We start from the raw sequence: 24,905 nt of genomic DNA, 5'->3' as shown, positions 1-24,905 counted from the left end.
GCTCCCCGGCGCTGCAGTCCCCCCAGCAAATCGCCCCCGTAGCGCGCCAGGACCTCCCCCAGCCCGCCGTAGACCCCCTCCACCCAGCTCCAGGCGGTGGAGCCGGGGGCCACCAGTCCAACGGTGAGGCCCCGCACAGAGTGGCAGCCCATGGCCGCCAGATCAGAGAGGTTGGCCGCGGCGGCCCGCCAGCCCAGGTCAGCCGCCGCGATGGTGGCGTCGCTGAAGTGAACGCCCTCCACCAGAACATCGGTGGTGACCACCAGGACACGGTCGCCCGGTGCCTTTAGCAGGGCCCCGTCATCGTTGAACTGGCCAGGGGGCGCGTAAGCCTCCAGGCGTCGGATCAGCTCGGCTTCCCCCAGCGCCGCCAGGGTGGCCGGTTCAGCCATGGGCCCGCAGGTTCTCGGCCCCTTCCAGCACCTTGGCGCTCACGATGCCGTCATCGGCGGTGAGTTCGGAAAGCACATCGAAACCGTCCACCACGTAGCCGAAGGCGGCATAACGGCCGTCGATCAGGTTCAGGCCCGCCGGGGTCAGTTCCGGTTCGAATAAGAACAGGAAGAACTGGGAGGAGCCGTCGCCGAGGTCGGCGTCGGAGTGGGCCCAGCCCAGGGTGCCCTTGGTGGCAAAGGGCAGGCTGGGGGACGCTTTGAACAGGCCCAGCTCCTCGAAGGTCTGGTTGTAGAAGGGCTCGCTTTCGCCGGGCACCTTGATCTCCAGGGGAACCCGGCGTTGCTGCTTGCTCACCGGATCGACGAAGCCGTCGGCAGGGCCGGCGGGGGCGCCGGTCTGGAGCACGTAGAAATCTTCGGCGCGGTTGAAGGGCAGGCCGTCGTAGAAGCCTCGTTGCACCAGGTCGACGAAGGCTCCGGCGGTGAGCGGGGCGTTGTAGCCGTCCACCACAGCGGTCAGATCACCCTTGTTGGTGGTCAGGCGCACGGTGGCTCGGCCCAGCAGGCGGGGCAGTTCTGCGAATTGATCGGGGATCGTGAACGGGAACGGCCCCACCTGCAGCGCTTCTGCGGCGCCGATCGTGCTCAGGGCCTGGCGGCGAGCGGCCAGGAAGTCGTCGCGGTTCTGGGTTTCGGTGGTGGCGGCCAGGGCCTGCAACTGCCCATCGAGTTGATCGAGCAGGGCCCCAGTGGCGGCCCGGTCGGCCTCCGGGAAGCTGGCCAGGATCGCCCCCTTTGGCCGCTGAACAGCGACTGTGTGCGCCGCACCGTGTTGGCCAGGGCGCTCCAGCGCTTGGCCCGCAGATCATCGCTGGAGTTCTCCAGCCGGTGCTGCAGATCCTGCAGTTGGGGCTGGTCCACCGGCAGGGCATCCCGCAGCAGCGCCGCGGGGTCGGTGATGGCGTTGCCGGGGGCAGGGCCGCCAGGACCGGGACCGCGCCCGAGAGGTTCACCAGGCCGCCCAGCACCAGGGCCAACAGCCAGGCGAGGGCCTGCCCGCCTTGCCTTGCGTCGATCCTTCGATCTGTGCCTGTCATGGCCAATCCAGCCTCTGACTGGACTTTGGCACAGCCGTACAATCCGCCAGAACCCGTTCCGCCGGAATGATCTCCAGCAACGACTTTCGTACCGGTACAACGATTGAGCTGGATGGCCAGGTCTGGCGGGTGGTGGAGTTCCTGCATGTGAAGCCCGGCAAGGGCTCTGCCTTCGTGCGCACCAAGCTCAAGGGGGTCCAGAGCGGCAACGTGGTCGAGAAGACCTTTCGGGCCGGGGAGACCATGCCCCAGGCCCTGCTCGAGAAGGCCACCCTCCAGCACACCTACATGGAGGGCGAGGACTACGTCTTCATGGACATGGCCTCCTACGAGGAGACCCGGCTCACGGCCAAACAGATTGGTGATGGCCGCAAATACCTCAAAGAAGGCATGGCGGTGAGTGTCGTCTCCTGGAATGGCAAGCCCCTGGAGGTGGAGCTGCCCAATTCGGTGGTGCTTGAGATCACCCAGACTGATCCCGGTGTCAAGGGCGACACCGCCACAGGCGGCACCAAGCCGGCGATCGTCGAAACCGGTGCCCAGGTGATGGTGCCGCTGTTCATCACGATCGGCGAAAAGATCAAGATCGATACCCGCACTGACAGTTATCTGGGACGGGAGTCCTGAGGCGCCGCCATGCAGCTTGATTACGACCAGCTTCAGAAGCTGCTGGCCCTGCTGGGGGCCAGCGATATCCAGGAACTCAAGCTCGAGGGCGACGACTTCCGTCTTGAGGTGCGGCGCAACCTGCCCGCAGCCCAGGCGGTGTCGCTGCTGCCGGCCGCTCCGCTGGCCCCGGCCGCTCCCGTGGCGGCGGTGACGCCGCCTGGGGCGACCGCGGTGCCATCGGCGGCTCCTCCCGCGGCGGCGGCCGTCCGTGGGGATCTGGTGGCGATCACGGCCCCGATGGTGGGGACGTTCTACCGGGCTTCGGCCCCCGGTGAGCCCAATTTCGTCGAGATCGGCCAGCGCATCAGCGTCGGTCAGACCGTCTGCATCCTTGAGGCGATGAAGCTCATGAACGAGCTTGAAACCGAGTTCAGCGGTGAGGTGGTCGAGATCCTCTTGGACAACGGCACCCCGGTGGAATTCGGCCAGGTGCTGATGCGGGTCAAGCCGGGCTGAGTTCCAGGGCCGTTTCCAGGGCCGCCTGCATGCTGTCGGGTCGGGCGATCCCCTGGCCGGCGATCGAAAAGCCCGTGCCGTGGTCGGGGAGGTGCGCAGGAACGGCAGCCCGAGGCTGGTGTTCACCGCCGCGTCGAAGGCCAGGAGTTTCACCGGAATCAGCCCTTGATCGTGGTAGAGGGCCAGGTATCCGTCCGGTCCGCCGCCGCCCCGGCGCCAGGCCTCGGCGGCGCTCAGCCAGCAGGTGTCCGGCGGCAGGGGACCGACCAGATCCACCTCCGGGTGCTGGCCGCGCCAGCGCTCGAGCAGGGGTACCAGCCAGGTGACCTCTTCCTCCCCGAGGACGCCGGCTTCGCCCGCATGGGGGTTCAAGCCCGCCACCACCAGTTGTGGTGTGGGGTTGAAGCGAAGACTGAACTGGCGCAGTACATCAAGTTTCATTTCCACCCTTCGGGCGTCCAGGGCGTCGGGAACCTGGGCCAGCGGTAGGTGGGTGGTGGCCAGCAGGGTGTTCAGCCGCCAGGAGCCATGGGGAGAGCGGGCCGTGAACAGCATCGAGGCTTCGCTCACAGCGCAGAGTTCCGCCAACCGTTCGGTCTGGCCGGGGTAGTGATGGCCGGCGGCATGCCAGGCATGTTTGGCGATCGGGGCGGTGACCAGGGCCTGGCAATCTCCGTTCAGCACCCGTTCGGCGGCGGCGGTCAGCCAGCGGAAACTGGCCTGCCCACTGATCGCCGTTCCCTCACCGGCTGGAACTGTTTGCGGCAAGGGAAGATCGATGATGTCGAGCTCTGCGGGGTCGATCAGCGGCTCGGTGCTGAGGGCCCGCAACCCCTGGTAGCTCTGCTCCAGCTGGCGACGGCAGCCCACCAGCACGGGATGAAGCTCGAGATGACGGAGCCGGTGCAGGGCTTTGAGGGTCACTTCGGACCCGATGCCTGCAGGATCGCCTACGGAAATCGCCAGTCGAATCGCGTTACTCTCTGATCGGTTGGGCAGACGGTTCATGTTTCGTTGGCTCCTTTTGGGACTGGTGCTGGTGGGGGCCGGTGTCGCCTTGGATAAAGAGTGGGTGGTGGCCAACTGGGACCGCATGGCCCGTGATATCAAGCTGCCCAATGCGAAGTCCTGGAACACAGATATCTATAAAACCAACGAGACCACCGACCCCCTTACACCCCAACCAAGCAATTACAAGAGCTTCCGCGACCTGGTCAAAGCCGAGTAGCGATGTTTTTCTGCTAGGGGTTTGAAGCCTCAGATCCTTCCTGACGCTCCGCCAGCAGAATCGAGCGAAAGCCTTCGCGATAGGTGCGATACCGCAACACATAGCCCAGCTCCTGGCAGAGCCTGCGGTTGCACACCCGACGATTCTCCAGCCAGAAGCTCTGGGCCATGGGGCCCATCGTCGCAGCGATCTCCTCAAAGCTCTGGACCTCCGGCAGGGGGCAGCCCAGCAGGTGGGCGGCGTAGCCCAGGGTCTCGCTGGTGGGGCAGGGCTCATCGTCGCTGAGATTCAGCACCGGCGGGCGGTGCGGCGCCTCCAGGCTTAAGCAATGCAGCAGCGCCCCGACGATGTCATCCACATGGATGCGGCAGAACACCTGGCCCCGCTTATGGATCAAACGCCCCTGTCCAAGGGCGAGGGAGCGGAAGGCTGAACGCTGGGGACCGTAGATGGCCGGCAGCCGGAACACCTGCACCGGTAGTCCGCTGGAGCGCCAGGCGGCTTCGCAGTTCAGCCGCGCCTGGCTGCGCCCGAGCCCAGCAGGAGTGGGGGCATCTTCGTTCACCCAGGCCCCCTGGGTGTCGCCGTAGACGCCGGTGGTGGAGAGGTAGCCCAGCCAGCGCAGGGGCAAGCGGGCCAGGTGAGCGGCCAGCCAGGTGAGCACAGGATCGCGTCCATCGGTGGCGGGGGGAATCGTGACGAGCACGTGGGTGGTGCCGGCCCAGGCCTCGTCCGAGGGCAGCAGGCCTTTCTCCCCGTCGAAGACATCCCAGCTGATCAAGGGCTGAACGGGGGGCGCGGGTCGTGGGGGTTGCCGGCGGGTCAACACGACGGGCACCCCGAGGGCGGCCACGGCCCGGGCGAAGCGCTCACCGGTGTAACCACCGCCCAGCACCAGCAACTTGCCGCCCCTGAGACCTTCAGGGGCCTGGGTGAGAGCGACCGGCGAGGGAAGGGGGTTGACAGGTTCAGTCGACATGAGTACAGATGTATCAGTAATGATCTGTGGTCATGACCGCCTCCTGCTTCTCTACTGCACACGTGCGCATTCCCGTGGCTATGCCGGCCGCCCGGCCGGTGGTCCGGCGTCATCGCGGTCGCCAGCCGCAGGCCTTCGCTGCTGGGACCGGCACCACGGCCCTTGGTCTGGCCCTGGTGCTGATGCTGGTGGCCGCTCTCGTGGCTCCTGAGCAGCCCGGTGAGCAGGCCTCGATCTGCCAGCGCCACAACGGTGCAGCCGCCTGCCGCGTCTGGTGATTCAGGCAGCCTGGAGGCTCCAGCCGGAACTGTCAGCGGCCTGAACCATGGGACCGTGCTTGCGTTGCAGCTCCCGTGGCCCAGTAGGCGTTGCTTCGGGTCTGACCCATTGCAGCAGCCTCAGGGCGAGGCGCAGATCACCGTCCATCCAGGCCCGGATGGCCATGGCCCGACGGGGGTCATAGAAGCGCTGCTGGCGGTACCACTCGAAGGCATCGGCGTCGCTCTTATGGCCGTTGCACGCCAGGCAGGCGGGCACGCAGTTTTCGGTGACACTCAATCCGCCGCGGCTGCGGGGCAGCACATGGTCGATGGATTCAGAAGTGCAGCCGCAATAGATACAACTTTGATCAGTGAACTTATGAAGGGATTGTCGCCAACGTCGAACACGAAACTTGGGGCAGAGATCCTCAAGGAAAACCCCATCCCTCGCGTGCATCGGCATGCCTCGGTTGGGGCAAGTGTGGCCTTGACCACTGGCTTGTCAATGTGTCGAAGACTGCATTTTTCCGGTTTGCTGGACGCTTGTTGTTTTCTGGCCTGGGGGATTTAGATTTACAGTCAGCTCAGTTGGCAGGGATCCGCTGAGCGCTTCCACCAGCTCCCCGAGCACCGGCGTGACCACGGGCACGCCTACCCACCAGCGTTGTCTGATGCGGTTGGGACCGTCCGGTTTGATTGAGGTGGTGCTGCCCTTCGATGCCGTCACCCAGGCTCAGTTGCGGGCGATTCGGCCCCGGGGCCACTGGCGGCCGCGCCGGGGATGTTGGGAGTTTCCCCTTCAGGCGGCTCGTCTGCTTCAGGACCGGTTCGGTGATCGCTTTGCTCTCGATCCCGAACTGGCCCGCTGGTTCGCTTGGCTCGAGCAGCCCTTGCCACCCCTCCCTCCCCTTCGGGAGCTGGTGGCCGAAGCCCAGCTGCGAGCGCCCCTGGCGGATGGACGCTCCCTGTTGAGCCACCAGCGCAGCGCCGTGCGTTGGCTCCTGGCCCGGCGGGGCGCGGTGTTGGCCGATGCCATGGGTCTGGGTAAGACCCTGACGGCCCTGATGGCCGCCCGAGCCCTGGCGCGCGTCACCGCTTGTCGCGTGCTGGTGATCGCGCCTGTGGGGCTCCATGGGCTCTGGCGTCAGGAGGCCGCCGGGCTCCCCTTGGAGATCGAACTGCACAGCTGGTCGCGCTTGCCGCAGGCCCTGCCACCGGCGGGCACGGTGTTGATCGCCGATGAGGCCCACTACGCCCAGAACCTCAATTCCCAGCGCACCCAGCGATTTCTGCGCCTGGCCCGTCACCCGCGCCTGCGGGCGATCTGGCTGCTCAGCGGTACGCCGATGAAGAACGGCCGGCCGGCCCAACTGTTCCCTTTGCTGGCGGCCATCGGTCACCCCCTGGGGCTGGATCAACGGGCGTTCGAGGAGAGCTACTGCGCGGGTCACTGGCGGGAGATCGATGGCCTTCAGCGTTGGCATGCCCTCGGAGCCAGTCAGCTCCAGGAGCTCCAGCGCCTGAGCCGCCCCCTGGTGTTGCACCGTTCCAAGCAGAGTTGCCTTGATCTGCCGCCCAAGTGTCGCCGCTTCCTCCCGGTGGCGCTGGAGGAGATCCAGGGCCGCGGCTTTCAGCACCGCCTGCAACTCAAGGTGGACGATTACCGGCTGCGGGCCGCCCGAGGCGAGGTGCGACGGGATGCGGAGGCCCTGGCGGTGCTCACGGCCCTGCGCCAGATCGGTTCCGAGTACAAGCTGCCCGCCGCCGCCGCGCTGGTGGCCGGATTGCTGGAGAAGGGCGAATCAGTGGTGGTGTTCACCGCCTTCGTGGCCACGGCCGATTTGCTGCAGCGTCAGTTGGGCGGGGCCCTGCTCACAGGTCGTCAACCGCCGGACGAGCGCCAGCGGCAGGTGGAGGCTTTTCAGGCGGGCGCTCACCCGCTCTTGATCGCCACCTTCGGGGCTGGCGGCCTGGGCTACACCCTGCACCGGGCCGGCCACGTGGTGCTGATCGAACGCCCCTGGACCCCCGGGGACACGGAACAGGCGGAGGACCGCTGCCATCGCCTTGGCATGGAGGGCGGCCTCACCTGCCATTGGCTGCAATTGGGGGTGGCCGATCAGTTCGTCGACGGGCTGATCGCCACCAAGGCCGAACGCATCAGCCAACTGCTGGAGCGCCGGAGCATGCCGGCAATGGCGCGGGAGTTGCTGAGCCGCTGGTGAGCGGCTGGTTCAGTAGTTGTAGCGGTTCGGCCGGGGGCACCGCTGTTCGTCGGGGGGCGGGTGCCGATGCTGCTGATCGGAGTGGGACCGGCTGCCTCGCCGCTGGAGCTGGTGGTTGCGGGAGTTGCGGATTTTTCGTAGAGGGAACCCAGGTAGCGGCCGCAATCCGGGTAGTTGCCAGGGTTCTGAACCACCGCCTCGGTGATCATCACGGCAGCGTGTTCCGGGGAGGTTTTGAACATGCTGGCGCTCTGGCGCTTGATCAGCGCATAGGCCGCCACCCAGCTCACCTCGTGGGTGTTGTTGGCGCCGCGCATGAAGCAGTACACCTGGGCACCTTTGCTGCCGGCGGTGTCGCCGACGCTGCCAGCCAGTGCCGGTGTCAGGCCTGCCTGCAGGCTGAGCAGCCCCAGGACACCGGCGGCGGCCCTGGCCGTGAGCGCGCGTCGGAGGCAGAAGTGGGGACGGCTCGCCATGGGCCTGGAAGGGCGGGAGTGGACTACGGCCCAACGTATCGAGCCTCCTGGAGCTGTCCAGGGGGCGCATCTGCCGCTTCAGCTTGAGGCGTGACCAGCTGTGAATGAGACCACGAACCGCACGATCACAGGCAGCACCAGCAGGACGGTGATCAGCCGCACCGCATGCAGGGCGGCCACCGCCGCGCCGACGCCGAACTCTGCCCCCACCAGGCTCATGCCGCTGATGCCACCAGGGGCGGCCCCGAGCAAGGAAACGATCGGATCGAGGCCCAGGAGCCTGCTGCACCACAGGCCCACCACCAGGCCTGTGGCCACCAGGGCCACGGTGATCAAGATCGCCGGTTTCCAGAGTTGACGCAGTTCCGTCAGCGCCGTGGCGGTGAGGCCGGTGCCGATCACCGTGCCGATGCCGATTTCCAGCAGGGTGCGGGAGCCTACGGGCCAGACGGCCACCTCAAGGCGGCCCGTCATGCTCACCAGCCCAGCCCCCAGCAGTGCCCCCGCCAGGGGAGCGGCCGGGATGCCCGTGCGCAGCGCCAGCAGGCCGCCGCCCAGCCCGGCCAATACATAGACAAGCAGATTCAATGGGGTGCTCATGGCCCTTCGGCGCGGCATCGGGGCGCCGTAAGTCTGGGGGACGTCTTGAGATCAACGTGTTTCTGTGTTGTCATCGGCCCAGCAGTTGGCGCTCGATGACCACCGAATCGGTTTCCTTCCGGATCACGCGCACGGCTGAGGATCTCGCCCACACCGTCAGCGCGCTCTCGCACCGCCTCGTACGGCTGGAGCAGCGGCTGGCGGGGTTGGAGTTGCAGGCCGACCAACGGGCCCAGCCCGAGGCCGCAGAGCTGGCGACCCTCGACAGCGTGGAGCGCTTGCTCATCGACTGCCGCACGCTGCTGGAGGACTCGGAGGCACCCGCCCCGGCTCCTGACAAGGCCATCGAGCCCCGGGAAATCGAGCACCAGGGCCCAGATCACGGCCCAGACCATGGCTCCCACGCCTACGCCGCCTGATCCCTGGCGTGGGGTGTCAGAATGGGAAGAAAGCGAACCATGGGCAGCTCCAACGGGCTTCACAGCGGTAACAGGACCTTCGCTTCAACCAGCTCCAGCGGCACTCCGGCCTGCCATCAGCCGGTGAGCTCCCTTGAAGGCGGCCATCAGCTCGAAAAACTTGAATTTGCCCTGGCCGTTGCCATTACCCGGGGTGATCACAACCGTTCCGATCAACTTCGCGCCCAGATTGCCGCCCTTGGGGGCAACCGCGAAGAACCAGGCACTTGATCAGCGCAACCAGGGATCACACCCAAACGTCGCTCTGATCCCTGGCGAACTTTCCACTGCGCAGTACAATCGAATATCACCAGGGCACCTCAGTGGCCAGCACGTTTCAAGTGCAATCCAGGCAACCGCAACAACGGATCCAAGGGGGATCCGAAGACAAGCGATCTGAATTGTTGGCACAGGCCTCAGAACTTTCAGTGATGGCCGAAGCTGCCGCTGATCGGGGTGATCTGGCTGAATCGGCCCGCCACATTCTGCTGTCGCTGGATTGTGAGCGCCGGGCCGGAAGTCTGGGGCCCCAGGTGTTGCTCTTGATCAAGCCAAGGGCTTGAATTCTGGCCTTCACGGCCATGGTCAATTCAATCGGCGGAGCGCACCACTGGCTGGTGAACTCTTTGGTGGAAGCCTGATTAGACCTGAATCAGCTTGAATGACCTGATTCTCCTGAAGTCAGGCTCGAAAATGACAAGCGGGTGACCGGACTCGAACCGGCGACGTTCAGCTTGGGAAGCTGACATTCTACCACTGAATTACACCCGCATGACCAAACACTAGCAAAGGACCCTGCACCGCAGGGCGCCACCGCCAGGCGGCCCGGGCGCCATTCCTCAAGGGAGCCCTGGCTCGCCTCCTCGGCTCAGCGGGCGAACTCGGCCGCCGCCGCCGCCACGCCTGCGCCGACAGGATGCACCGAGGCCCCCAGTTCCTGCAGGCTGGCTTCAATGGCAGCCACGGCGGTGAGCACGTCGCGGTCGCAGACGAAGCCCAGGTGGCCGATGCGAAACACCTTGCCCTTGAGGTGGTCCTGGCCGCCGGCCAGCAGGATGTCGTAGCGCTCCTTCACCTTTTTGCGCAGCAGCTCGGCATCGAGTCCCTCGGGGGCCACGGCGGTGATCGCCGGGCTTCCGTGGCCTGCGGCGGCATAGAGGGGCAGGCCGATCGCCTTCATGGCCGCGGTGGTGGCCCGGCGATGCCGTTCATGACGGGCGAAAATGGCTTCAAGGCCTTCGGCTTGCATGATCTCGAGGGAGGCCTGCAGGGCGAAGTAGAGGTTCACGGCCGGGGTGAACGGATTGCTGTCGGCGGCGGCCGATTTCCTGTATTTGCCCAGATCCAGGTAGAACTTCGGCAGATCCGAGCGTTCGTGGGCCTCCCAGGCCCGGGGCCCCATGGCCACGAAGGCCAGGCCGGGCGGCATCATGTAGCCCTTCTGGGAGCCAGAGCCCACCACATCCAGGCCCCAGGCATCGACGGGCACGTTGGTGGCCCCCAGGCTGGTGACGCAATCGGCGATGCTGAGGGCCTGGCCGTGGGCCCTCACGTGACGGGCAATGGTTTCCAGGTCGTTGATCACCCCCGTGGAGGTTTCCGAGTGGGTCAGGATCACCGCCCGGATGCGCTTGTCGGTGTCGGCCTCGAGGGCGGCTCGGAAGGCCTCAGGATCCAGGGGCTGACCCCACTCGGCCTTGATCACCTGAACATCCAGCCCGTAGGCCTTGGCCAGCTTCACCCAGCGCTCGCCGAACTTGCCGTTGTCCCCGCAGAGCACCCGATCGCCTTTGCTCAGCACGTTGATGATCCCGGCCTCCATGGCGGCGGTGCCGCTGCCGGCCAGCACGAGCACCTCGGTGCTGGTCTGATGGAGCCACTTGAGCTGCGCCGTGGTGCGTTTGACGATCGCCTGGAAGTCGGCGCTGCGGTGGCCGATCGGATGGCGGCCCATGGCCAGCAGGACGGTTTCCGGCACCGGCGTCGGGCCGGGGATCATCAGGGTGAGCTTGTCCTGCATGGGGGGCTGGCGCGGGCGCGCGGCGGCGCAATTACCGATCTTAAAAAGAGGCCGTCATGAGCTCTCCCGGCGGGTGGACCTTGCCGGTCTGGGTGGCGGCCGCAGCTCGGGCCGCCACCGTCGCCCTGCTCCGTGAGCCCTTTGAGCCAGGCCAGCCCCTGGAGCTGCTGGAGCCCGCCGGGGTGCGGATGGTGCCGGTGGTGGCCGCCGCCTGCCTGGGTCCCGCCGGGGCCCTGGCGGTGGCCCGCTGTGATCCCGGCGTCGGCCTCGACCTGACCCGCGACCTGGTGATCTGGGTGCTGGCCAGCTGGCGCGATCCAGGCGCCGACTGGCTGCAGCTGGAGGCCGGCGAGGGGTTGGGGGTCCATGCCCACAACCGGGAGCTGTGCCTCTCCGCCTATGCACGAAGCCTCCTGGAGACCAACCTGCGATATCTCGTGCTGCCGGGCCGTGGCCTCAACCTGCGACTGGTCTTCCCCAATGGCCGGGCCCTGGCGGAGCGCACCAGCAACGCCGCCTTCGGGGTGGTGGAAGGCCTGGCCCTGATCGGCACCCAGGCGGAGGTGCAGCGCAGCGCCGATCCCGAGCAGCTCGAAAAGTGCCTCCTGGAGTTGGAGTCCCGCACGCACCAGGGCGACTTTTCGGGCGATCTGGTGCTGGTGATCGGCGAGAACGGTCTCGATCTGGCACCCCGCCTGGGCCTGCCGCCCTCCTTGCTGCTCAAAGGGGGTAACTGGGTCGGCCCGCTGCTGGTGGCGGCGGCCCAGGGCGGCGTACGGCGGCTGCTGCTGTTCGGCTATCACGGCAAGCTGATCAAACTGGCTGGCGGCATTTTTCACACCCACCATCACCTGGCCGACGGCCGCGCCGAGGTGCTCACGAGCCTGGCGGCCCTGGAGGGCCTGCAGGGGGAGGCGCTGCGGGAGCTCCACGGCGCGCCCACGGTGGAGGCGGCCCTGGAGGCCCTGGCCGCCACTGATCCAGGGCTGGCAGCTCGCCTGCGCCAGCGGATCGCTGAAGCGATTGAGCAGCGCAGCGCCGCCTATGTGGCCCGCTACGGCGCAGCGGATCTGGTGATCGGAGCCGTGCTGTTCGATCGCCAGCGTCGGATCAGCGCCCGGGGCCCCTGGGGAGCTCAGCTCTGGGAGGCCTTCACGGCCGTGGGTTCCCCAGGCCAGGCGCCCTAGGGTGACGCCACCCAAGTGGCCACCGCACGGTGGCCCCGTGATCGGCCGTATGACCCAGTCCCAGCCTCCCGACGCGCCGCTGGAGGGTCAGCGCCACCCAGCCATCGTCATCCTCGATTTCGGTTCCCAGTATTCGGAGCTGATCGCCCGCCGGGTGCGGGAAACGGAGGTGTATTCCCTGGTGATGGGCTACAGCACCACGGCCGAAGAACTGAGGGCCATGGCGCCCAGGGGAATCATCCTCAGTGGTGGACCGAGCTCGGTCTATGCCGAGGGCGCGCCGGTGTGTGATCCGGCGATCTGGGAGCTGGGCCTTCCAGTGCTGGGGGTCTGCTACGGCATGCAGCTGATGGTGCAGCAGCTGGGGGGCGGTGGAGGCGGCCGGCCGTGGTGAGTACGGCAAGGCGCCCCTGAACGTGGATGACCCCACCGATCTGCTGACCAACGTCGAGAGCGGCTCGACCATGTGGATGAGTCACGGTGATTCCGTGCAGCGCCTGCCCGAGGGCTTCAGCCGCCTGGCCCACACGGAGAACACGCCCGAGGCGGCGGTCGCCGACCACGCCCGCCGGCTCTACGGAGTGCAGTTCCACCCGGAGGTGGTCCATTCCACCCACGGCATGGCCCTGATTCGCAATTTCGTCTATCACATCTGCGGTTGCGAACCCGACTGGACCACCGCCGCCTTCATCGATGAGGCCATGGCCTCCGTGCGCGCCCAGGTGGGTGAAAAGCGGGTGCTGCTGGCGCTCTCGGGCGGCGTGGATTCATCCACCCTGGCCTTCCTGCTGCACCAGGCGATCGGAGATCAGCTCACGTGCATGTTCATCGACCAGGGGTTCATGCGCAAAGGCGAGCCCGAATTCCTGGTGGAGTTTTTCGACAAACGTTTCCACATCAACGTGGAATACATCAACGCCCGTGAGCGCTTCATCGGCAGGCTCGCCGGCATCACTGACCCCGAGGAGAAGCGCAAGATCATCGGCGCGGAGTTCATCCGCGTGTTCGAGGAGGAGAGCAAGCGCCTGGGGCCCTTCGATTACCTGGCCCAGGGCACCCTCTATCCCGATGTGATCGAGTCCGCGGGCACCAACGTTGATCCCAGGACCGGCGAACGGGTGGCGGTGAAGATCAAGAGCCACCACAACGTGGGTGGTCTGCCCAAGGACCTGCAGTTCAAGCTGGTGGAGCCCCTGAGGCGCCTGTTCAAGGACGAGGTGCGCAAGGTGGGCCGCAGCCTCGGGCTTCCCCAGGAAATCGTGGGGCGCCATCCCTTCCCGGGCCCGGGGCTGGCGATCCGCATCCTCGGTGAGGTGAGCGCCGAGAAACTCAACATCCTGCGGGATGCCGACCTGATCGTGCGGGAGGAGGTGAAGGAAGCGGGTCTGTACAACGAGATCTGGCAGGCCTTCGCCGTGCTGCTGCCCGTGCGCACCGTCGGGGTGATGGGGGACAAGCGCACCTACGCCTTCCCGATCGTGCTGCGCTGCGTCTCCTCGGAAGATGGCATGACCGCCGACTGGTCGCGCCTCCCCTACGACCTCCTGGAAACGATCTCCAACCGCATTGTCAATGAAGTCAAAGGTGTGAACCGGGTGGTGCTCGACATCACCAGCAAGCCCCCGGCACGATCGAGTGGGAATGAGCCCCGGTTGATGGGGGCGGGGCTGGTGGGCTCGGCCGGCCTTCGATACGATCGGCGCCCGGCCATGGACCTGTGACTGCCGCCCCTCAGCTGGATGTCCAGCTGCAGCGCCGACTCCAGCAGGACAGCATCCAGCTGGCCGGCAAGACCATCTACCTCAACCCCTTCCTTTACTGGCGCCGCTTCGACGCCAACACCGACCGCTGGCTCAGGGAGCCCGGCCAGCTGGGGGAGGAGCAGATCGAGGCCAACCGGTTGCGCTTTTATCCCGAGCTCCACTGGGACGACCTCGAGGAGTCCGAGCGCCAGATCAAGGACGGCGCCGTGGAGATGTTCCTGAAGTCGCTGGAACTGATCAGCACCTTCCACCCTGAGCTCAGCGCCGGCCATCTGCTGGAGGTGGAGCGCAAGATGGCCGTCACCAAGAAGAAGGCCTTCGAGCGCTGGGTGCAGAAGTCGTTGCGGCGGCGTCAGCAGCACCAGAACCAGGAGCGGCGCCGTTTCGACCGGGAGCGGTTGCTGCGGGGCTGGGGGAATGGGCTGCCCTGGAGACCACCCGCCAGGCGTTGCTGCCGTTCACGGCCTTGCTGGTGATCGCCAGTTTCGGGGGCTGGTGGGTCGGTTCGCAGGAGTTCTGCCGTCAGGTGATTCTGCAGCCGGGGATCCAGCGCGCGCCCTGAATCCGTTCGGCGGCAGACTGTGGGTTCTGCTCCATCCCGGCGTCATGGCCAGTGATCCCTTCGATGCCCTGCGGCTCTCGCTGATGCAGGAGGTGCTGCCCGTGGGGATGGCGGTCGTGGAGCGGGCGCGCAAGGGCGGTCCCCGCGATGTGATCGAGGCCTTCACCACCTCCGCGGATCCCCTCCTCCAGCTCAGGCAGGAGGGGGATTCCGCCGCCAGCCGCGTCCGCGAAAGCCTCGATCGTCTGCAGCCCGGCCTCGGCAATCCTGTGATGAAGGTCACGGTGCGGGATGTGCGGTCTGAGGCCCCACCGGGCTCCCCTGATACCCACGAGCTTCAGGAGGCCCTGGGGCGCATCGGTGAGCGCCTCGCCCTGCTCGAGCAACGGCTGGACGCCGGGGCCTGACCATGGCAGGGGGTTCGCTCCGCCGTCCGCGCGCCACGCCGGCATGCGCCAGCAGCCCGCGGTGCTGCTGGCTCTTGTGCTCACGCTTTGCGCCGCCATGGGGGCACGGCTGGCCTGGCTGCAACTCATCCATGGCGCCGAGAACCGGGTGATGGCTGATCAGAACCGCATTCGCCTGGTGCCGCGCAATCCCATGCGCGGGAGGCTGCTCGACCGCAATGGCCAGGTGCTGGCCACAAGCCGCCTCACCTACAACCTCTACCTGCAGCCACGGCTGGTCAGCGAGGCTGACTGGCCGCAGCTGCGGGATCGCCTGGCGCGCCTGCTGACGCTTTCCCCGGCTCAGCTGGACCGGAAGCGCCGCGCCGCCGGCTCCGGTTCCGGCTACCGGATCGAGTTGGCCGGCCCGCTCAAGCCCCTTCAGGTGCTGCGCTTCCGGGAACAGGCCAGCAACCTCGAAGGGGCTGAAGTGGATGTGGACTATCTGCGGGCCTATCCCTTCGGCCGCCTCGCTGCCCATGTCCTGGGCTACACCAGCGGCATCACCGAACAGGAGTACGAGCGCCTGGAGCCCAAGGGCTACCGCGTCCAGGACCGCATCGGCCGCAGTGGGCTGGAGCGGGTGTTCGAGCCGCACCTGCGGGGTGAATGGGGCGGTCAGCAGCTGGAGGTGAATGCCGAAGGCCAAGTGCAGCGGGTGCTGGGGGACAAGCAGGCCCGATCCGGCAAGGATCTGCGGCTGACCCTCGATCTGGAGCTGCAGAAGGCGGCGGAACGGGCCCTTGATGGCGTGCGCAAGGGGGCGATCGTGGCCCTCGATCCCCAGACCGGCGCGGTCCGCGCCATGGCCAGCCGGCCGAGTTTCGATCCCAACGTCTTTTCGCCCGGACCCACCACGGCCCAATGGAACGACCTCAACCGCCCTGAGTCGCCGATGCTGAACCGGGCGTACCAGGGCTTCCCACCGGCCAGCACCTTCAAGATCGTCACCACGATCGCGGGCATCGAGTCGGGGTTGTTCAACGAGAACTCCACCGTGCCGACCTCCAACTCGTTCTGTTGGGATGGCCTCTGCTACAAGGACCACGGCAGCTTCGGCGCGATCGGTTTTCCGATGGCCCTGGCGGTGAGCAGCAACAGTTTTTTTACCGGGTGGGCCTGACGGTCAAGGACGCCGAGCTGTTCAAGGCCGCCCGGCGCATGGGGTATGGCAGCCTCACCGGCATTGAGCTGACGGAAGAGGAGACCCCAGGCCTGCTCGGCGATCGGGCCTGGAAGATGAAGGTGCTCGGCGAGGAATGGGCCGCTGTGGACACGATCACCTCCGCCATCGGTCAGGGGGCCCTGCAGGTCACACCGATCCAGATGGCCCGTTTGTATGCCGCCGTGGCCAATGGTGGCTGGCTGGTGACGCCCCATCTGGTGGAGGCCGAGTACCCGCGTCAGTGGATCGGCCTCAAGCCCGGGACCCTGCGGGCCCTGCGCAAGGGCCTGCGCATGGTGGTCACCGCTGGCACCGCCACGATCCTCAACGACCCCAGCCTGCCGCCCGTTGCCGGCAAGACCGGCACCGGTGAGGACCCCCGGCCTGATCACGCCTGGTTCGGTGGCTACGCCCCGGCCGGCAAGCCCACCCTGGTGATCGTGGCCTTCGGGGAAAACTCCGGCGGCTTCGGTGGCACGGTGGCGGCTCCGATGGTGAAGGCGCTGATGACCACCTGGTTCAAGGAAGCGGCGAACAGCGGCAGCCGGGCGCCGGGCAGTGATCAGGCCACCAGCTGCAGCTGGGGCCGGTGGTGGTTGTGCAGTTGCTGGTAGAAGCGGCGCAGCTGAGCGGTGGCACCGGCCCAGCCCCAGCGTTCGGCCTCGCTGCGGGCCGCCTGGCGCAAGGTTTCCCGCTGATTGGGGTTTCCCAGCAGCCGTTCGGTGGCCTCGGTGAGGCTGCTGGGCTGATCCGGGTCGTAGAGGCAACCGTTGACCCCATCGGTGACGATGTCGGGGACACCGCCGCGGTTGGCTCCCACCACCGGACAGCCGGCGGCCATCGCCTCCAGCAGCACCAGCCCCAGGGTTTCGGTGCTGGAGGGGAACAGGAAGGCATCGGCGCTGGCGTAGGCCGCGGCCAGCTCCTCGCCCCCCAGGTAACCGACAAAATGGGTGGCACTGCCGGCGAACACCTTCTCCAGCTGCTGGCGGTGGGGCCCATCGCCCACCAGGGCCAGCCTGGCGTGGGGCAGGGCATCGAGCACGGGGCGGATGCGCTCGATCTGCTTTTCCGCTGACAGGCGGCCCACGTAGAGCAACAGGGCGTTCTGATCGTCGTGGGGGCCCAGCAGCTGCCGGCGCATGGCCTCCGAACGGAGCTGGGGACGGAACAGCTCGGTGTCGACCCCCGTTGCCAGAGGGCGGTGTGGAGGATGCCCCGATCGCTCAGTTCCTCCACCATGGCCGAGGAGGTGCAGAGATTCAGCTGGGCCTGGTTGTGGGCGGCCTTGAGCAGTTCCCAGAGAACCGGCTCCAGCAGACCGACGCCGTAGTGCTCCAGGTATTTGGGCAGGTGGGTGTGGTAGCTGGCCACCAGGGGCAGCTGACGGGTGCGGGCCATGTAGATGCCGCCGAGCCCCAGCACCGCAGGGTTGACCACATGCACCAGATCGGGCTTGAAGGCGTCGAGGGCACCGGACACCGCCAGGCTGGGCAGGGCCAGTTTCAGCTCGGGATACATCGGCAGGGGAATCGCCGGCACCCCCTCCACCCGGGCCCCCATGAAATGGTCGGGCGCGCCTTCCGGGCAGAAGACCAGCACCTCGTCGCCAGCAACCACCAGGTGCTCGATCGTCTTGGTCAGGCGGGTGACGATGCCGTCGACCTTGGGCAGGAAGGTCTCGGTGAACAGGGCGATCTTCACACTTGCCGCGCAGGGGGATGGACCGTGACTCAGACCGTGGCTTGGAGCGAAGCGGCCTGGGTGGTGGTCCAGGCGGAGACACAGGGAATTCTGGAGCGGTCGCAGCGGTCGGCCCAGCGGCGGGCCACATCCACCACTTCCGACAAGAGCCCCTCATCGAGGGTGGTGGGCTTGAGTCCGAGATCGATCAGACAGCGATTATCGACGATCAGATCGTTTTCGATCGCCTCCTTGCGGGGGTTGGGCAGGTAGTTGATCTTGGCACCGGTGAGATGGGCCACCTTTTCGGCCAGGCTCTTCACCTGGTGGCTCTCGGTCATCTGGTTGAAGATCCGCACCTTGTCGCCTGGTTGGGGCGGGGTTTCGACCGCCAGTTGCACGCACTTGACCGAATCGCGGATGTGGATGAAGGCCCGGGTCTGGCCGCCGGTGCCATGGACCGTGAGCGGATAGCCGATGGCCGCCTGGATCAGGAAGCGGTTCAGCACGGTGCCGTAGTCGCCGTCGTAGTCGAAGCGGTTGACCAGACGAAGTTCCTTGTCGGTGAGGTCCGTGTTGGTGCCCCAGACGATGCCCTGGTGCAGGTCGGTGACCTGGATGCCGTCGTTTTTGTTGTAGTAGTAAAAGAGCAGTTGATCCAGCGTCTTGGTGAGGTGATAGACGCTGCCGGGATCGGTGGGGTGCAGGATCTTCTCTGTGAAGCGGCTGCCATCGGGCTGGGGCACCTCGACGGTGAGGTACCCCTCGGGGATGGTGGCGCCCCGGTGGGAGCCGTAGCCGTAGACCCCCATCGTTCCCAGGTGGACGATGTGGGTTTGGATGCCGCTCTCGACGATGGCGCAGAGCAGGTTATTGGTGCCGCTGACGTTGTTGTCGACGGTGTAGCGCTTGGTGGTGCTCGTCTTCATCGAGTAGGGGGCGGCCCGCTGCTCGGCGAAGTGGACAATCGCCTCGGGTTGCTCGTTGCGGAGCAGGTCCAGCAAGCGGGCGTAGTTGCGGGCGATGTCGATCGAGACGAATTCGATCGGCCGGCCACCCCCTCACGCCAGGCCCTGAGGCGGTCGTGGATGGTGGCGATCGGGGTGAGCGATTCGACCCCGAGATCGATGTCGATCTTGCGCCGGCTCAGGTTGTCGACGATCACCACGTCGTGTCCCGTATCGGCGAGATTCACCGCACAGGGCCAACCGCAGAAGCCGTCTCCGCCAAGTACGAGAACCTTCACCCTTGACTCCTCAAGAACGAGCGCGTGCTCATTGAATCGAAGCTACTACAGGCATTCCGCCGCAACGGGTGATGCCCGTGACGCTGCCGGGCTCAGCTCAGCTTGAAGGCCAGGGCCACCATCAGTGCCGCCAGCGTCCCCCGCCGATCGCCCTAGGCAGCGTCCGTTCGCGCCAAAGCCAAGTGGGCAGGAAACTTCATGGCTGCTCGGCCCATGGCTGCTGACCCACCCTGCCCTGGACGGGTGAACTGGGTCTGGCGTCGGGGCGTACCGGCAGGCGGCCGGCTCGAAAGGCGGTACGGCCAGCCAGGGTGGCCAGGGCCATGGCCCGAGCCATGGCGGCGGGATCTCCCGCCAGGGCGATGGCGCTGTTGATCAGCAAGGCATCGGCCCCCAGCTCCATCGCCTGGGCGGCCTCACTGGGAACGCCGATGCCTGCGTCCACCACCACGGGCACCTGGGCATTTTCGATGATCAGGCCGATGTTGGCGGCGTTGCGGATGCCCTGCCCCGAGCCGATCGGCGACCCCAGGGGCATCACGGTGGCGCAGCCCACATCCTCCAGCCGCTTGGCCAGCAGCGGATCGGCGTTGATGTAGGGCAACACCGTGAAGCCCTCGGCCACCAGGCGCTCAGCGGCCTCCAGGGTGCCGAAGGGGTCCGGGAGCAGGTGGCGGCTGTCGGGAATCACCTCCAGCTTCACGAAGCTGTTGTCCTCCTGGCCGGCGAGCTTGGCCAGCTCGCGGCCGAGCCGGGCCACCCGCACGGCCTCCTCGGCGGTGGCGCAGCCGGCGGTGTTCGGCAGCATCCAGAACCGGCTCCAATCAATGGCCTCGATCAGGCCCTGGTGGCCGGCGGCCGCGGCCTGCACCCGGCGCACCGCCACGGTGACGATCGAGCAGGCGCTGGCCTCAAGGCTGGCCTGCATCACCTCAAGGCTGGGGTACTTGCCGGTGCCGGTCATCAACCGGCTCGAGAATCGCCGGCCCCCGATCACAAGGACCTCGTCCTCGCCCGGGGCGCCAGCGGCAGGAGCGTGAGCGCTGCCGAAGTTGCTGGGGTCGGGACGGCTGGGATCGATGGGGGAGCTGGGATCGGCAAAGGGGGCCATGCTGCGAACGTACTGCCCGGGGATTCCTTTTGGCGCCACAGCTCTTAGCCTGGGAATAACTGAATCTGTTTTGCCATGCCCGTGCTGCTGGCCGCCGTCCCCCTTCCCGTGGGCAGTGTGGTGCCGTTCAATGCGCCGGCCGTGGCCCCGATGGCGGCGATTTCGGCCTTCCAGTCGGAACTGGGGCCGGTGGAAACCTTCGATCCTGTGGCGCGGGCCCAGGACCTGGCGCTCAGCATTCCCCGCACCTGGACGGGCACCTACCAATCGTTCATCGATGGTCGGGTGGTGCCGGCGGAGTTGCGGCTCGCTTCGGTGGTGCCGATGGGACAGATGCTCGACCTGCGCGGTGAACTCACCGTCGCCGGCGTCACTATGCCGGTGCAGGGCAACTTCAACGCCAAGTCGGATCAATTGGATCTACTTCCCCTCGAAGGCAACCCAGACTCCGCCCTCGAACTCGGCGGGGCCTTTCAAGGCCTGCAGGGCGTGTATCTGGCCGGCTGGAATGCCCCGCGCCTGACCCACCCAGGCGGTGTGCTCGACCTCCGACCCCCTGCTCCGAGGCCGGTGATTCGCAAGGCGGTCCCCGTCCGGGGCCTCTGGTGAGGCCTTAGCCCAAGGGGCGATCGCCCAACGGTTCAGGCTTTTCTTTTAGGGTCGCCGCCCACGCCCAGGCCCTCCTTTGCGCTCAAGGGGGCGAGGGGAACACCCTGCCTGCGCTCAAGTCCCTTGAGTCGCTTGCGGGCGGTTTTGTTGGTGTCATCGAGTTGAAGCACCTGCTCGTAGATGGCCTTGGCTTCCTCGTTCTGGCGCTGGTTTTCCAGGGCGTAGGCCAGGTTGTTGAGGGCCACGGGGTAGTTGGGCTTCGAGCGCAGGGCGGAGCGGTAGTGCTTGATCGCAGCGGCGTAGTTGCTCTGGGCGGCCAGGGCGAGAGCCGAGGGCGTTCTGGATCACGGCCTGGGCTTCGGGGGCTCCCCTTCGGCCCGTTTCGCAGCCAGCTTGAGGTTGGCCGCCGCCTGGGGGTAGAGGCGTTTGCGCAACTGCACAGAGGCCAGCTCATAGAAATCAGCCGCGTCGGTGGCGCTGGCCTTGCTCTTGCCCTCCAGACGGACCAGGGACTGCTCGTCCTTACGCACCCGCAGGATCTGCAGGCCGACCAGGACGGCCGCCCCAGCGAGCAGAACGACCAGACCTAGGAGGTAGGCCTGGGGAAGGAGCCGATCCATCGGGCCTATCGAGAGGATGGTCAGCCCTTGGCGGCGCTGACCACGTTGCTGAAGCTGCTGGGATCGATGACGGCGAGTTGAGCGAGCATCTTGCGGTTCAGCTGCACATCGGCCTTCTTGAGCCCGCCAATCAGGCGGCTGTAGCTGAGGCCGTTGAGGCGGGCGGCGGCGTTGATGCGGGCAATCCAGAGGCGGCGGAAGTCGCGCTTGCGCCGGCGACGGTCGCGGTAGGCATTGCAGAGGGCTTTCATCACCCGCTGGTTGGCCGTGCGGAACAGCGAACCATTGCCGCCCCGGAAGCCACGGGCCAGGCGAAGGATCTTGTTACGGCGTTTACGGGCAACGTTGCCCCTTTTGACGCGGGCCATGGGAGTTCAGTAAAGGAATGGAAACGGAGCGCAGCTGGGGCTCAGCGGCTGTAGGGCAACATCGCCCGCACGTTGTCGGCATCGCGCTCGTCGACGACGGCCATGGTGCCCAGGTAGCGCTTGCGCTTGGGACTCTTGTGATCGAGCAGATGGTTCAGGAAGGCGCGACGGCGCATGAACTTCCCGGTGCCTGTCGCCTTGAACCGCTTGGCGGCAGCTTTGCGGGTCTTCAGCTTGGGCATGGCTCGTGGTCGGGCACAAACAAGCAAACTACGACGCGGACCAGCCTTCCGCCAACTCCCTGGCGCCCGTTCGTCGATGTCTTCGTCCCTGATGCTCAATCTGCGGCGCCCGATCCAGGGGACCGCGCTCCTGGGCGGAGCGGCCCTGGGGGGTTTGCTGCTGCTGGCCCAGGGCTGTCGTGCCAGCTCGCTGCTGCATTGGCCGGTGCCTGCCCCGCCGGCGCTGAGCCGCACCGAGCCGGTGCTCTGGGTCGCGCTGGCGGCCCACCTGGGCCCCAGGCCGGACAGCGATCCCGCAGCGGCGCCCCCGTTGACCCTGGTGAGTCCATCGGGCCCACTGACGCTCACAGAGGCCTCGGGTCGCCAGCTGCGGGGCTCCAGCCTGGGGTTGCTCTGGCGGCGGGTTCCCCTCAAGGAACCCCTCAACCTCCAGCGCACGGTGCTGGGTCCGTTCCCCAGCTACGAGCGCGCCGAGCAGGTGGCCGAGGCCTGGCGCCAACAGGGAATCAGCCCCGTGATCGCCAAACCTGGCGACTGGGAGGTCTGGGGCGGCCCGGATGCGCTGCCACCGACCCTTGGGGGCAGCCGGCTGGCTGCTCGTCAGCAGCGGGCCCGGATCACGGAGCGGCTGGTGCTCGCCGTTCGGGAGTCGTTGGGCCTGAGGACCCTGGAGGGCCCCCTGCGGCTGAGCGCGCCATCAGGGCTGCGCTGGGCCGGTGGGCTCTACCAGGGGCCGTTTCGGCTCCAGAGCGATGCCTATGGCAGCTGGAGCCTGATCGAGCAGGTCCCACTGGAGCGTTACCTCCTGGGGGTGTTGCCCCATGAGATCGGCGCCGAGGCTCCCGCCGCCGCCCTCCAGGCCCAGGCGGTGCTGGCCCGCACCTGGGCCCTGCGCAACCGTCAGCGTTTCAGGGTGGATGGGTACCACCTCTGCGCCGATACCCAATGCCAGGTCTACGCCGATCCCCGCCAGGCGGGCGCGGCTGTGCGCCAGGCGATTGCGGCCACTCGATTCCAGGTGCTGATCTGGCAGGGGCAGCCCATCCATGCGGTGTACCACGCCAGCAATGGCGGGGTGGCGGCCGGGTTCGAGGAGGCCTGGGGGGCGCCCCACTGCCCTATCTGCAGACCCGACCCGATGGTCCAGCTCCTTTCGAGCGCAGCTTCGCCGTGCCCCTCAGTGAACCTGCCCGCCTCCGCCAGCTGCTTCAAGAAGGTGGCGCGGCCTACGGCAGCGATCACCCGCTGTTCCGTTGGCGGCGCTCCCTGGACCGGGATCGAATCAGAGCGGCCCTCGGTCCCCAGGCCGCTGCCCTCGGCGTGCCCCAACGGCTGACCGTGCTGGAGCGGGGGCCAGCGGTCGCGTGCTTGCCCTGCAGATGCAGGGGACCGCGGGCCGGGTGGTGCTGCGCTTCGATGCGATCCGGCGCGCCTTCCGCCGGCTGCCCAGCACCCTGTTTGTGGTGGCGCCGGATGGCCCGGGCCGCTGGAGCTTCGTGGGGGGCGGCTTCGGCCATGGAGCTGGGCTCTCCCAGGCCGGGGCCATGGATCTGGCCCGGCGGGGCTGGCCTTCAGGCCGGATCCTTCAGCACTATTACTCCGGCACCAAGCTTGAGAGCCTCCAGGGCCTTCTGCTGGATCCCTAAACCGCGGCCCCTAAACTTCCTCAACTTTTGGGTCGGCCATGGCCGTGAACGGCAGCACGGGGACCGATCGCCGACGGGTCAAGGCTTCGGTGTTCCTGATCGCCTGCGTGGCGGCCGGGGTGGCGCCCCATGGCCTCAGCGGGGGCCGCAGCGTTCTGCCGGCGCTCACCTTGACCCTGTTGCTCGGGATCTACAGCTTCCGCACGGTGCTCCTGGGGGCCCGCCGCCGCCAGGGTGAGACCGAGGCCGCCCAGCCCCCGTCGAACCTTGATGGGGACGCAGCGTTGCCGTCCGTCGATGTGGTGGTGGCGGCCCGCGATGAGGAGGCGGTGATTGGTCGTCTGGTGGAGCGCATCGCCCAGCTCCGATACCCCGCCGGTCGGTTGCAGCTCTGGGTGGTCGATGACGGCAGTGAGGACCGCACCCCGGAACTGCTCGAGGAGCTCAGGCGGGAGCATCCCTTTTTGCATCTGGTGCGCCGCAACCGCGAGGCGGGGGGTAAATCCGGTGCCCTCAACACCGTGCTGGCCCAGCTCAAGAGCCGCTGGATGTTGGTGCTCGATGCCGATGCCCAGCTTCAGAGCGATGTGCTCGAGCGGTTGATCCCCTTTGCCGAGCAAGGTGTTTGGTCAGCGGTGCAACTGCGCAAGGCCGTGGTCAACGGTGAGGTCAACCTGCTCGCCCGGGCGCAGGCGATGGAGATGGCCCTTGATGCGGTGGTGCAGCAGGGCCGCCTTGATGGCGGCGGCATCGCTGAACTGCGGGGGAACGGCCAATTGCTTCTCAGAGAGGCGATCCAGGCCTGCGGCGGATTCAACGAGGCCACCGTCACCGACGATCTGGACCTCAGTTTCAGGCTGTTGCTCGCCGGCCGTTCGATCGGCGTGCTCTGGGACCCACCGGTGCAGGAGGAGGCCGTTCTCAGTCTCCGGGCCCTCTGGCGACAACGCCAGCGTTGGGCCGAAGGGGGTCTGCAGCGCTTCTTCGATTACTGGCCAGGCCTGGTCTCCGGCCGCGTCAGCCTCTCCGGCAAGCTCGATCTCAGCAGCTTTTTCCTGTTGCAATACGTGCTGCCGGTGGTGGCGGTGGCGGACCTGGCCGCGTCCCTTGTGACGCGCACCCTGCCGGCCTTCTGGCCCCTGTCCCTGGTGGTCCTCGGCCTCTCGGGGGTGGCGATTCTTCAGGCCTGCCAGCGGAGCAGCGAGGGCCCGCCCCTGCCCGAGGCCAATCCGGCCTCCCTCGCCCTGGTCATGCTTTACCTGCTCCACTGGTTCGTGGTCATTCCCTGGGTGTGCCTGCGCATGGCGGTGCTGCCCAAGCGACTGGTCTGGGCCAAGACCCTGCATCTGGGCACCCTGCCCGAAAGCGATCTGAGCACCCAGGCCTCCTGAAAT

21 protein-coding genes, 1 tRNA gene and 9 pseudogenes are annotated in these 24,905 nt (G+C 67.1%); 16 read left to right on the top strand and 15 right to left on the bottom strand.

The window, feature by feature from the left end; genetic code table 11:
* Positions 1 to 77 precede the first annotated feature (77 nt).
* Positions 78 to 392: pseudogene (locus AAF143_RS06060) on the bottom strand (AIR synthase related protein); the annotation flags it as partial.
* Positions 385 to 1,492 (bottom strand): annotated as a pseudogene (locus AAF143_RS06055) (peptidylprolyl isomerase). The pseudogenes AAF143_RS06060 and AAF143_RS06055, both read right to left, overlap by 8 nt.
* Before the next feature lie 66 nt (positions 1,493 to 1,558).
* On the opposite strand from AAF143_RS06055, the gene efp reads away from it, so the two are divergent.
* Entirely contained in the window at positions 1,559 to 2,119 is a 561-nt protein-coding gene (gene efp, locus AAF143_RS06050) for an elongation factor P (protein ID WP_255009238.1), read from the top strand.
* Positions 2,120 to 2,128: 9 nt separating this feature from the next.
* Positions 2,129 to 2,617 carry an acetyl-CoA carboxylase biotin carboxyl carrier protein gene (accB, locus tag AAF143_RS06045; protein WP_255009237.1) on the top strand — a complete coding sequence of 163 codons (489 nt, stop codon included), beginning with the start codon at positions 2,129 to 2,131 and terminating at the stop codon, positions 2,615 to 2,617.
* Positions 2,618 to 2,704: 87 nt separating this feature from the next.
* Here the strand turns inward: accB and pdxA are convergent.
* Positions 2,705 to 3,625 (bottom strand): annotated as a pseudogene (gene pdxA, locus AAF143_RS06040) (4-hydroxythreonine-4-phosphate dehydrogenase PdxA); the annotation flags it as partial.
* Here pdxA and AAF143_RS06035 point away from each other — a divergent pair.
* A complete protein-coding gene (locus tag AAF143_RS06035) occupies positions 3,624 to 3,845 on the top strand; it encodes a hypothetical protein (RefSeq protein WP_255009235.1) in 222 nt (73 codons plus the stop codon). The pseudogene pdxA and the gene AAF143_RS06035 sit on opposite strands and share 2 nt — an antisense overlap.
* 13 nt (positions 3,846 to 3,858) lie before the next feature.
* On the opposite strand, the gene AAF143_RS06030 is transcribed toward AAF143_RS06035, so the two are convergent.
* Positions 3,859 to 4,824, bottom strand: a complete 966-nt coding sequence (locus tag AAF143_RS06030; RefSeq protein WP_255009234.1) for an SDR family NAD(P)-dependent oxidoreductase — start codon at positions 4,822 to 4,824, stop codon at positions 3,859 to 3,861.
* A gap of 32 nt (positions 4,825 to 4,856) precedes the next feature.
* On the opposite strand from AAF143_RS06030, the gene AAF143_RS06025 reads away from it, so the two are divergent.
* Positions 4,857 to 5,102 (top strand): serine protease inhibitor, encoded by a 246-nt coding sequence (locus AAF143_RS06025; RefSeq protein WP_255009233.1) that lies wholly within the window; start codon positions 4,857 to 4,859, stop codon positions 5,100 to 5,102.
* A gap of 1 nt (position 5,103) precedes the next feature.
* Here the strand turns inward: AAF143_RS06025 and AAF143_RS06020 are convergent, their stop codons facing one another.
* Positions 5,104 to 5,541, bottom strand: coding sequence for an HNH endonuclease (locus AAF143_RS06020; RefSeq protein ID WP_255009232.1), 438 nt, complete (start codon positions 5,539 to 5,541; stop codon positions 5,104 to 5,106).
* Positions 5,542 to 5,755: 214 nt separating this feature from the next.
* Between AAF143_RS06020 and AAF143_RS06015 the strand changes: the two genes are divergently transcribed.
* The gene (locus AAF143_RS06015; RefSeq protein WP_255009231.1) at positions 5,756 to 7,309 is read left to right on the top strand and encodes a DEAD/DEAH box helicase; all 1,554 of its coding nucleotides are present in this window, start codon (positions 5,756 to 5,758) and stop codon (positions 7,307 to 7,309) included.
* Here AAF143_RS06015 and AAF143_RS06010 read toward each other — a convergent pair.
* Together AAF143_RS06010 and AAF143_RS06005 are read right to left on the bottom strand one after the other, a co-directional pair.
* Complete coding sequence (locus AAF143_RS06010; protein WP_414026647.1) at positions 7,204 to 7,785, bottom strand: DUF6554 family protein; 582 nt, start codon at positions 7,783 to 7,785, stop codon at positions 7,204 to 7,206. The two genes, AAF143_RS06015 and AAF143_RS06010, sit on opposite strands and share 106 nt — an antisense overlap.
* Before the next feature lie 78 nt (positions 7,786 to 7,863).
* Positions 7,864 to 8,385, bottom strand: a complete 522-nt coding sequence (locus AAF143_RS06005; protein ID WP_255009229.1) for an AbrB family transcriptional regulator — start codon at positions 8,383 to 8,385, stop codon at positions 7,864 to 7,866.
* 95 nt (positions 8,386 to 8,480) lie between these two features.
* Between AAF143_RS06005 and AAF143_RS06000 the strand changes: the two genes are divergently transcribed.
* Together AAF143_RS06000 and AAF143_RS05995 are read left to right on the top strand one after the other, a co-directional pair.
* Positions 8,481 to 8,804, top strand: coding sequence for a hypothetical protein (locus AAF143_RS06000; RefSeq protein WP_255009227.1), 324 nt, complete (start codon positions 8,481 to 8,483; stop codon positions 8,802 to 8,804).
* A 39-nt stretch (positions 8,805 to 8,843) separates the two neighbouring features.
* Complete coding sequence (locus AAF143_RS05995; protein ID WP_255009226.1) at positions 8,844 to 9,074, top strand: hypothetical protein; 231 nt, start codon at positions 8,844 to 8,846, stop codon at positions 9,072 to 9,074.
* Positions 9,075 to 9,542: 468 nt separating this feature from the next.
* Here AAF143_RS05995 and AAF143_RS05990 read toward each other — a convergent pair.
* Positions 9,543 to 9,614: transfer RNA gene (locus AAF143_RS05990), tRNA-Gly, on the bottom strand.
* Positions 9,615 to 9,711: 97 nt separating this feature from the next.
* Positions 9,712 to 10,863, bottom strand: a complete 1,152-nt coding sequence (locus tag AAF143_RS05985) for a pyridoxal-phosphate-dependent aminotransferase family protein (RefSeq protein ID WP_255009223.1) — start codon at positions 10,861 to 10,863, stop codon at positions 9,712 to 9,714.
* A 56-nt stretch (positions 10,864 to 10,919) separates the two neighbouring features.
* On the opposite strand from AAF143_RS05985, the gene cbiD reads away from it, so the two are divergent.
* The 5 genes and pseudogenes from cbiD to mrdA all read left to right on the top strand — a co-directional run bounded on the left by cbiD (position 10,920) and on the right by mrdA (position 16,600).
* Complete coding sequence (gene cbiD / locus AAF143_RS05980; RefSeq protein ID WP_255009221.1) at positions 10,920 to 12,050, top strand: cobalt-precorrin-5B (C(1))-methyltransferase CbiD; 1,131 nt, start codon at positions 10,920 to 10,922, stop codon at positions 12,048 to 12,050.
* 49 nt (positions 12,051 to 12,099) lie between these two features.
* Positions 12,100 to 13,695 (top strand): annotated as a pseudogene (gene guaA, locus AAF143_RS05975) (glutamine-hydrolyzing GMP synthase).
* Between the two features lie 72 nt (positions 13,696 to 13,767).
* Positions 13,768 to 14,375: pseudogene (locus AAF143_RS05970) on the top strand (hypothetical protein).
* A 44-nt stretch (positions 14,376 to 14,419) separates the two neighbouring features.
* The gene (locus AAF143_RS05965; RefSeq protein ID WP_255009218.1) at positions 14,420 to 14,782 is read left to right on the top strand and encodes a hypothetical protein; all 363 of its coding nucleotides are present in this window, start codon (positions 14,420 to 14,422) and stop codon (positions 14,780 to 14,782) included.
* A pseudogene (mrdA, locus tag AAF143_RS05960) lies at positions 14,667 to 16,600 on the top strand (penicillin-binding protein 2). The gene AAF143_RS05965 and the pseudogene mrdA overlap by 116 nt, the downstream one beginning before the upstream one ends.
* Here the strand turns inward: mrdA and AAF143_RS05955 are convergent.
* The 3 genes and pseudogenes from AAF143_RS05955 to AAF143_RS05945 all read right to left on the bottom strand — a co-directional run bounded on the left by AAF143_RS05955 (position 16,549) and on the right by AAF143_RS05945 (position 20,026).
* Positions 16,549 to 17,690 (bottom strand): annotated as a pseudogene (locus tag AAF143_RS05955) (glycosyltransferase family 4 protein). The pseudogenes mrdA and AAF143_RS05955 sit on opposite strands and share 52 nt — an antisense overlap.
* A gap of 29 nt (positions 17,691 to 17,719) precedes the next feature.
* Positions 17,720 to 18,915: pseudogene (locus AAF143_RS05950) on the bottom strand (NAD-dependent epimerase/dehydratase family protein).
* Positions 18,916 to 19,111: 196 nt separating this feature from the next.
* Positions 19,112 to 20,026, bottom strand: coding sequence for a thiazole synthase (locus tag AAF143_RS05945; protein ID WP_255009211.1), 915 nt, complete (start codon positions 20,024 to 20,026; stop codon positions 19,112 to 19,114).
* Positions 20,027 to 20,101: 75 nt separating this feature from the next.
* Here AAF143_RS05945 and AAF143_RS05940 point away from each other — a divergent pair, with 75 nt between their 5' ends.
* Positions 20,102 to 20,635 (top strand): hypothetical protein, encoded by a 534-nt coding sequence (locus AAF143_RS05940; protein WP_255009209.1) that lies wholly within the window; start codon positions 20,102 to 20,104, stop codon positions 20,633 to 20,635.
* A gap of 32 nt (positions 20,636 to 20,667) precedes the next feature.
* On the opposite strand, the pseudogene AAF143_RS05935 reads toward AAF143_RS05940, so the two are convergent.
* The 3 genes and pseudogenes from AAF143_RS05935 to rpmI all read right to left on the bottom strand — a co-directional run bounded on the left by AAF143_RS05935 (position 20,668) and on the right by rpmI (position 21,865).
* Positions 20,668 to 21,255: pseudogene (locus AAF143_RS05935) on the bottom strand (tetratricopeptide repeat protein).
* 20 nt (positions 21,256 to 21,275) lie between these two features.
* Entirely contained in the window at positions 21,276 to 21,623 is a 348-nt protein-coding gene (gene rplT, locus AAF143_RS05930; RefSeq protein ID WP_255009207.1) for a 50S ribosomal protein L20, read from the bottom strand.
* A 41-nt stretch (positions 21,624 to 21,664) separates the two neighbouring features.
* Positions 21,665 to 21,865, bottom strand: a complete 201-nt coding sequence (gene rpmI / locus AAF143_RS05925) for a 50S ribosomal protein L35 (RefSeq protein WP_255009206.1) — start codon at positions 21,863 to 21,865, stop codon at positions 21,665 to 21,667.
* Positions 21,866 to 21,941: 76 nt separating this feature from the next.
* Between rpmI and AAF143_RS05920 the strand changes: the two genes are divergently transcribed.
* From AAF143_RS05920 to AAF143_RS05910, 3 genes are read left to right on the top strand one after another with little or no spacing between them, the layout of a single operon-like run.
* Positions 21,942 to 23,201, top strand: coding sequence for a SpoIID/LytB domain-containing protein (locus AAF143_RS05920; RefSeq protein WP_414026646.1), 1,260 nt, complete (start codon positions 21,942 to 21,944; stop codon positions 23,199 to 23,201).
* A 43-nt stretch (positions 23,202 to 23,244) separates the two neighbouring features.
* On the top strand, positions 23,245 to 23,511 hold the full coding sequence (locus AAF143_RS05915; RefSeq protein WP_414026645.1) for a hypothetical protein: 267 nt from the start codon (positions 23,245 to 23,247) through the stop codon (positions 23,509 to 23,511).
* A gap of 38 nt (positions 23,512 to 23,549) precedes the next feature.
* Positions 23,550 to 24,902: a glycosyltransferase gene (locus tag AAF143_RS05910; RefSeq protein ID WP_414026644.1), complete on the top strand. Its 1,353-nt coding sequence runs from the start codon at positions 23,550 to 23,552 to the stop codon at positions 24,900 to 24,902.
* Positions 24,903 to 24,905 lie beyond the last annotated feature (3 nt).

The sequence above is a fragment of the Cyanobium sp. ATX-6F1 genome, assembly GCF_047395825.1.
Lineage (GTDB): Bacteria > Cyanobacteriota > Cyanobacteriia > PCC-6307 > Cyanobiaceae > ATX-6F1.
This window is presented reverse-complemented; position numbering and strand designations above follow the sequence as displayed.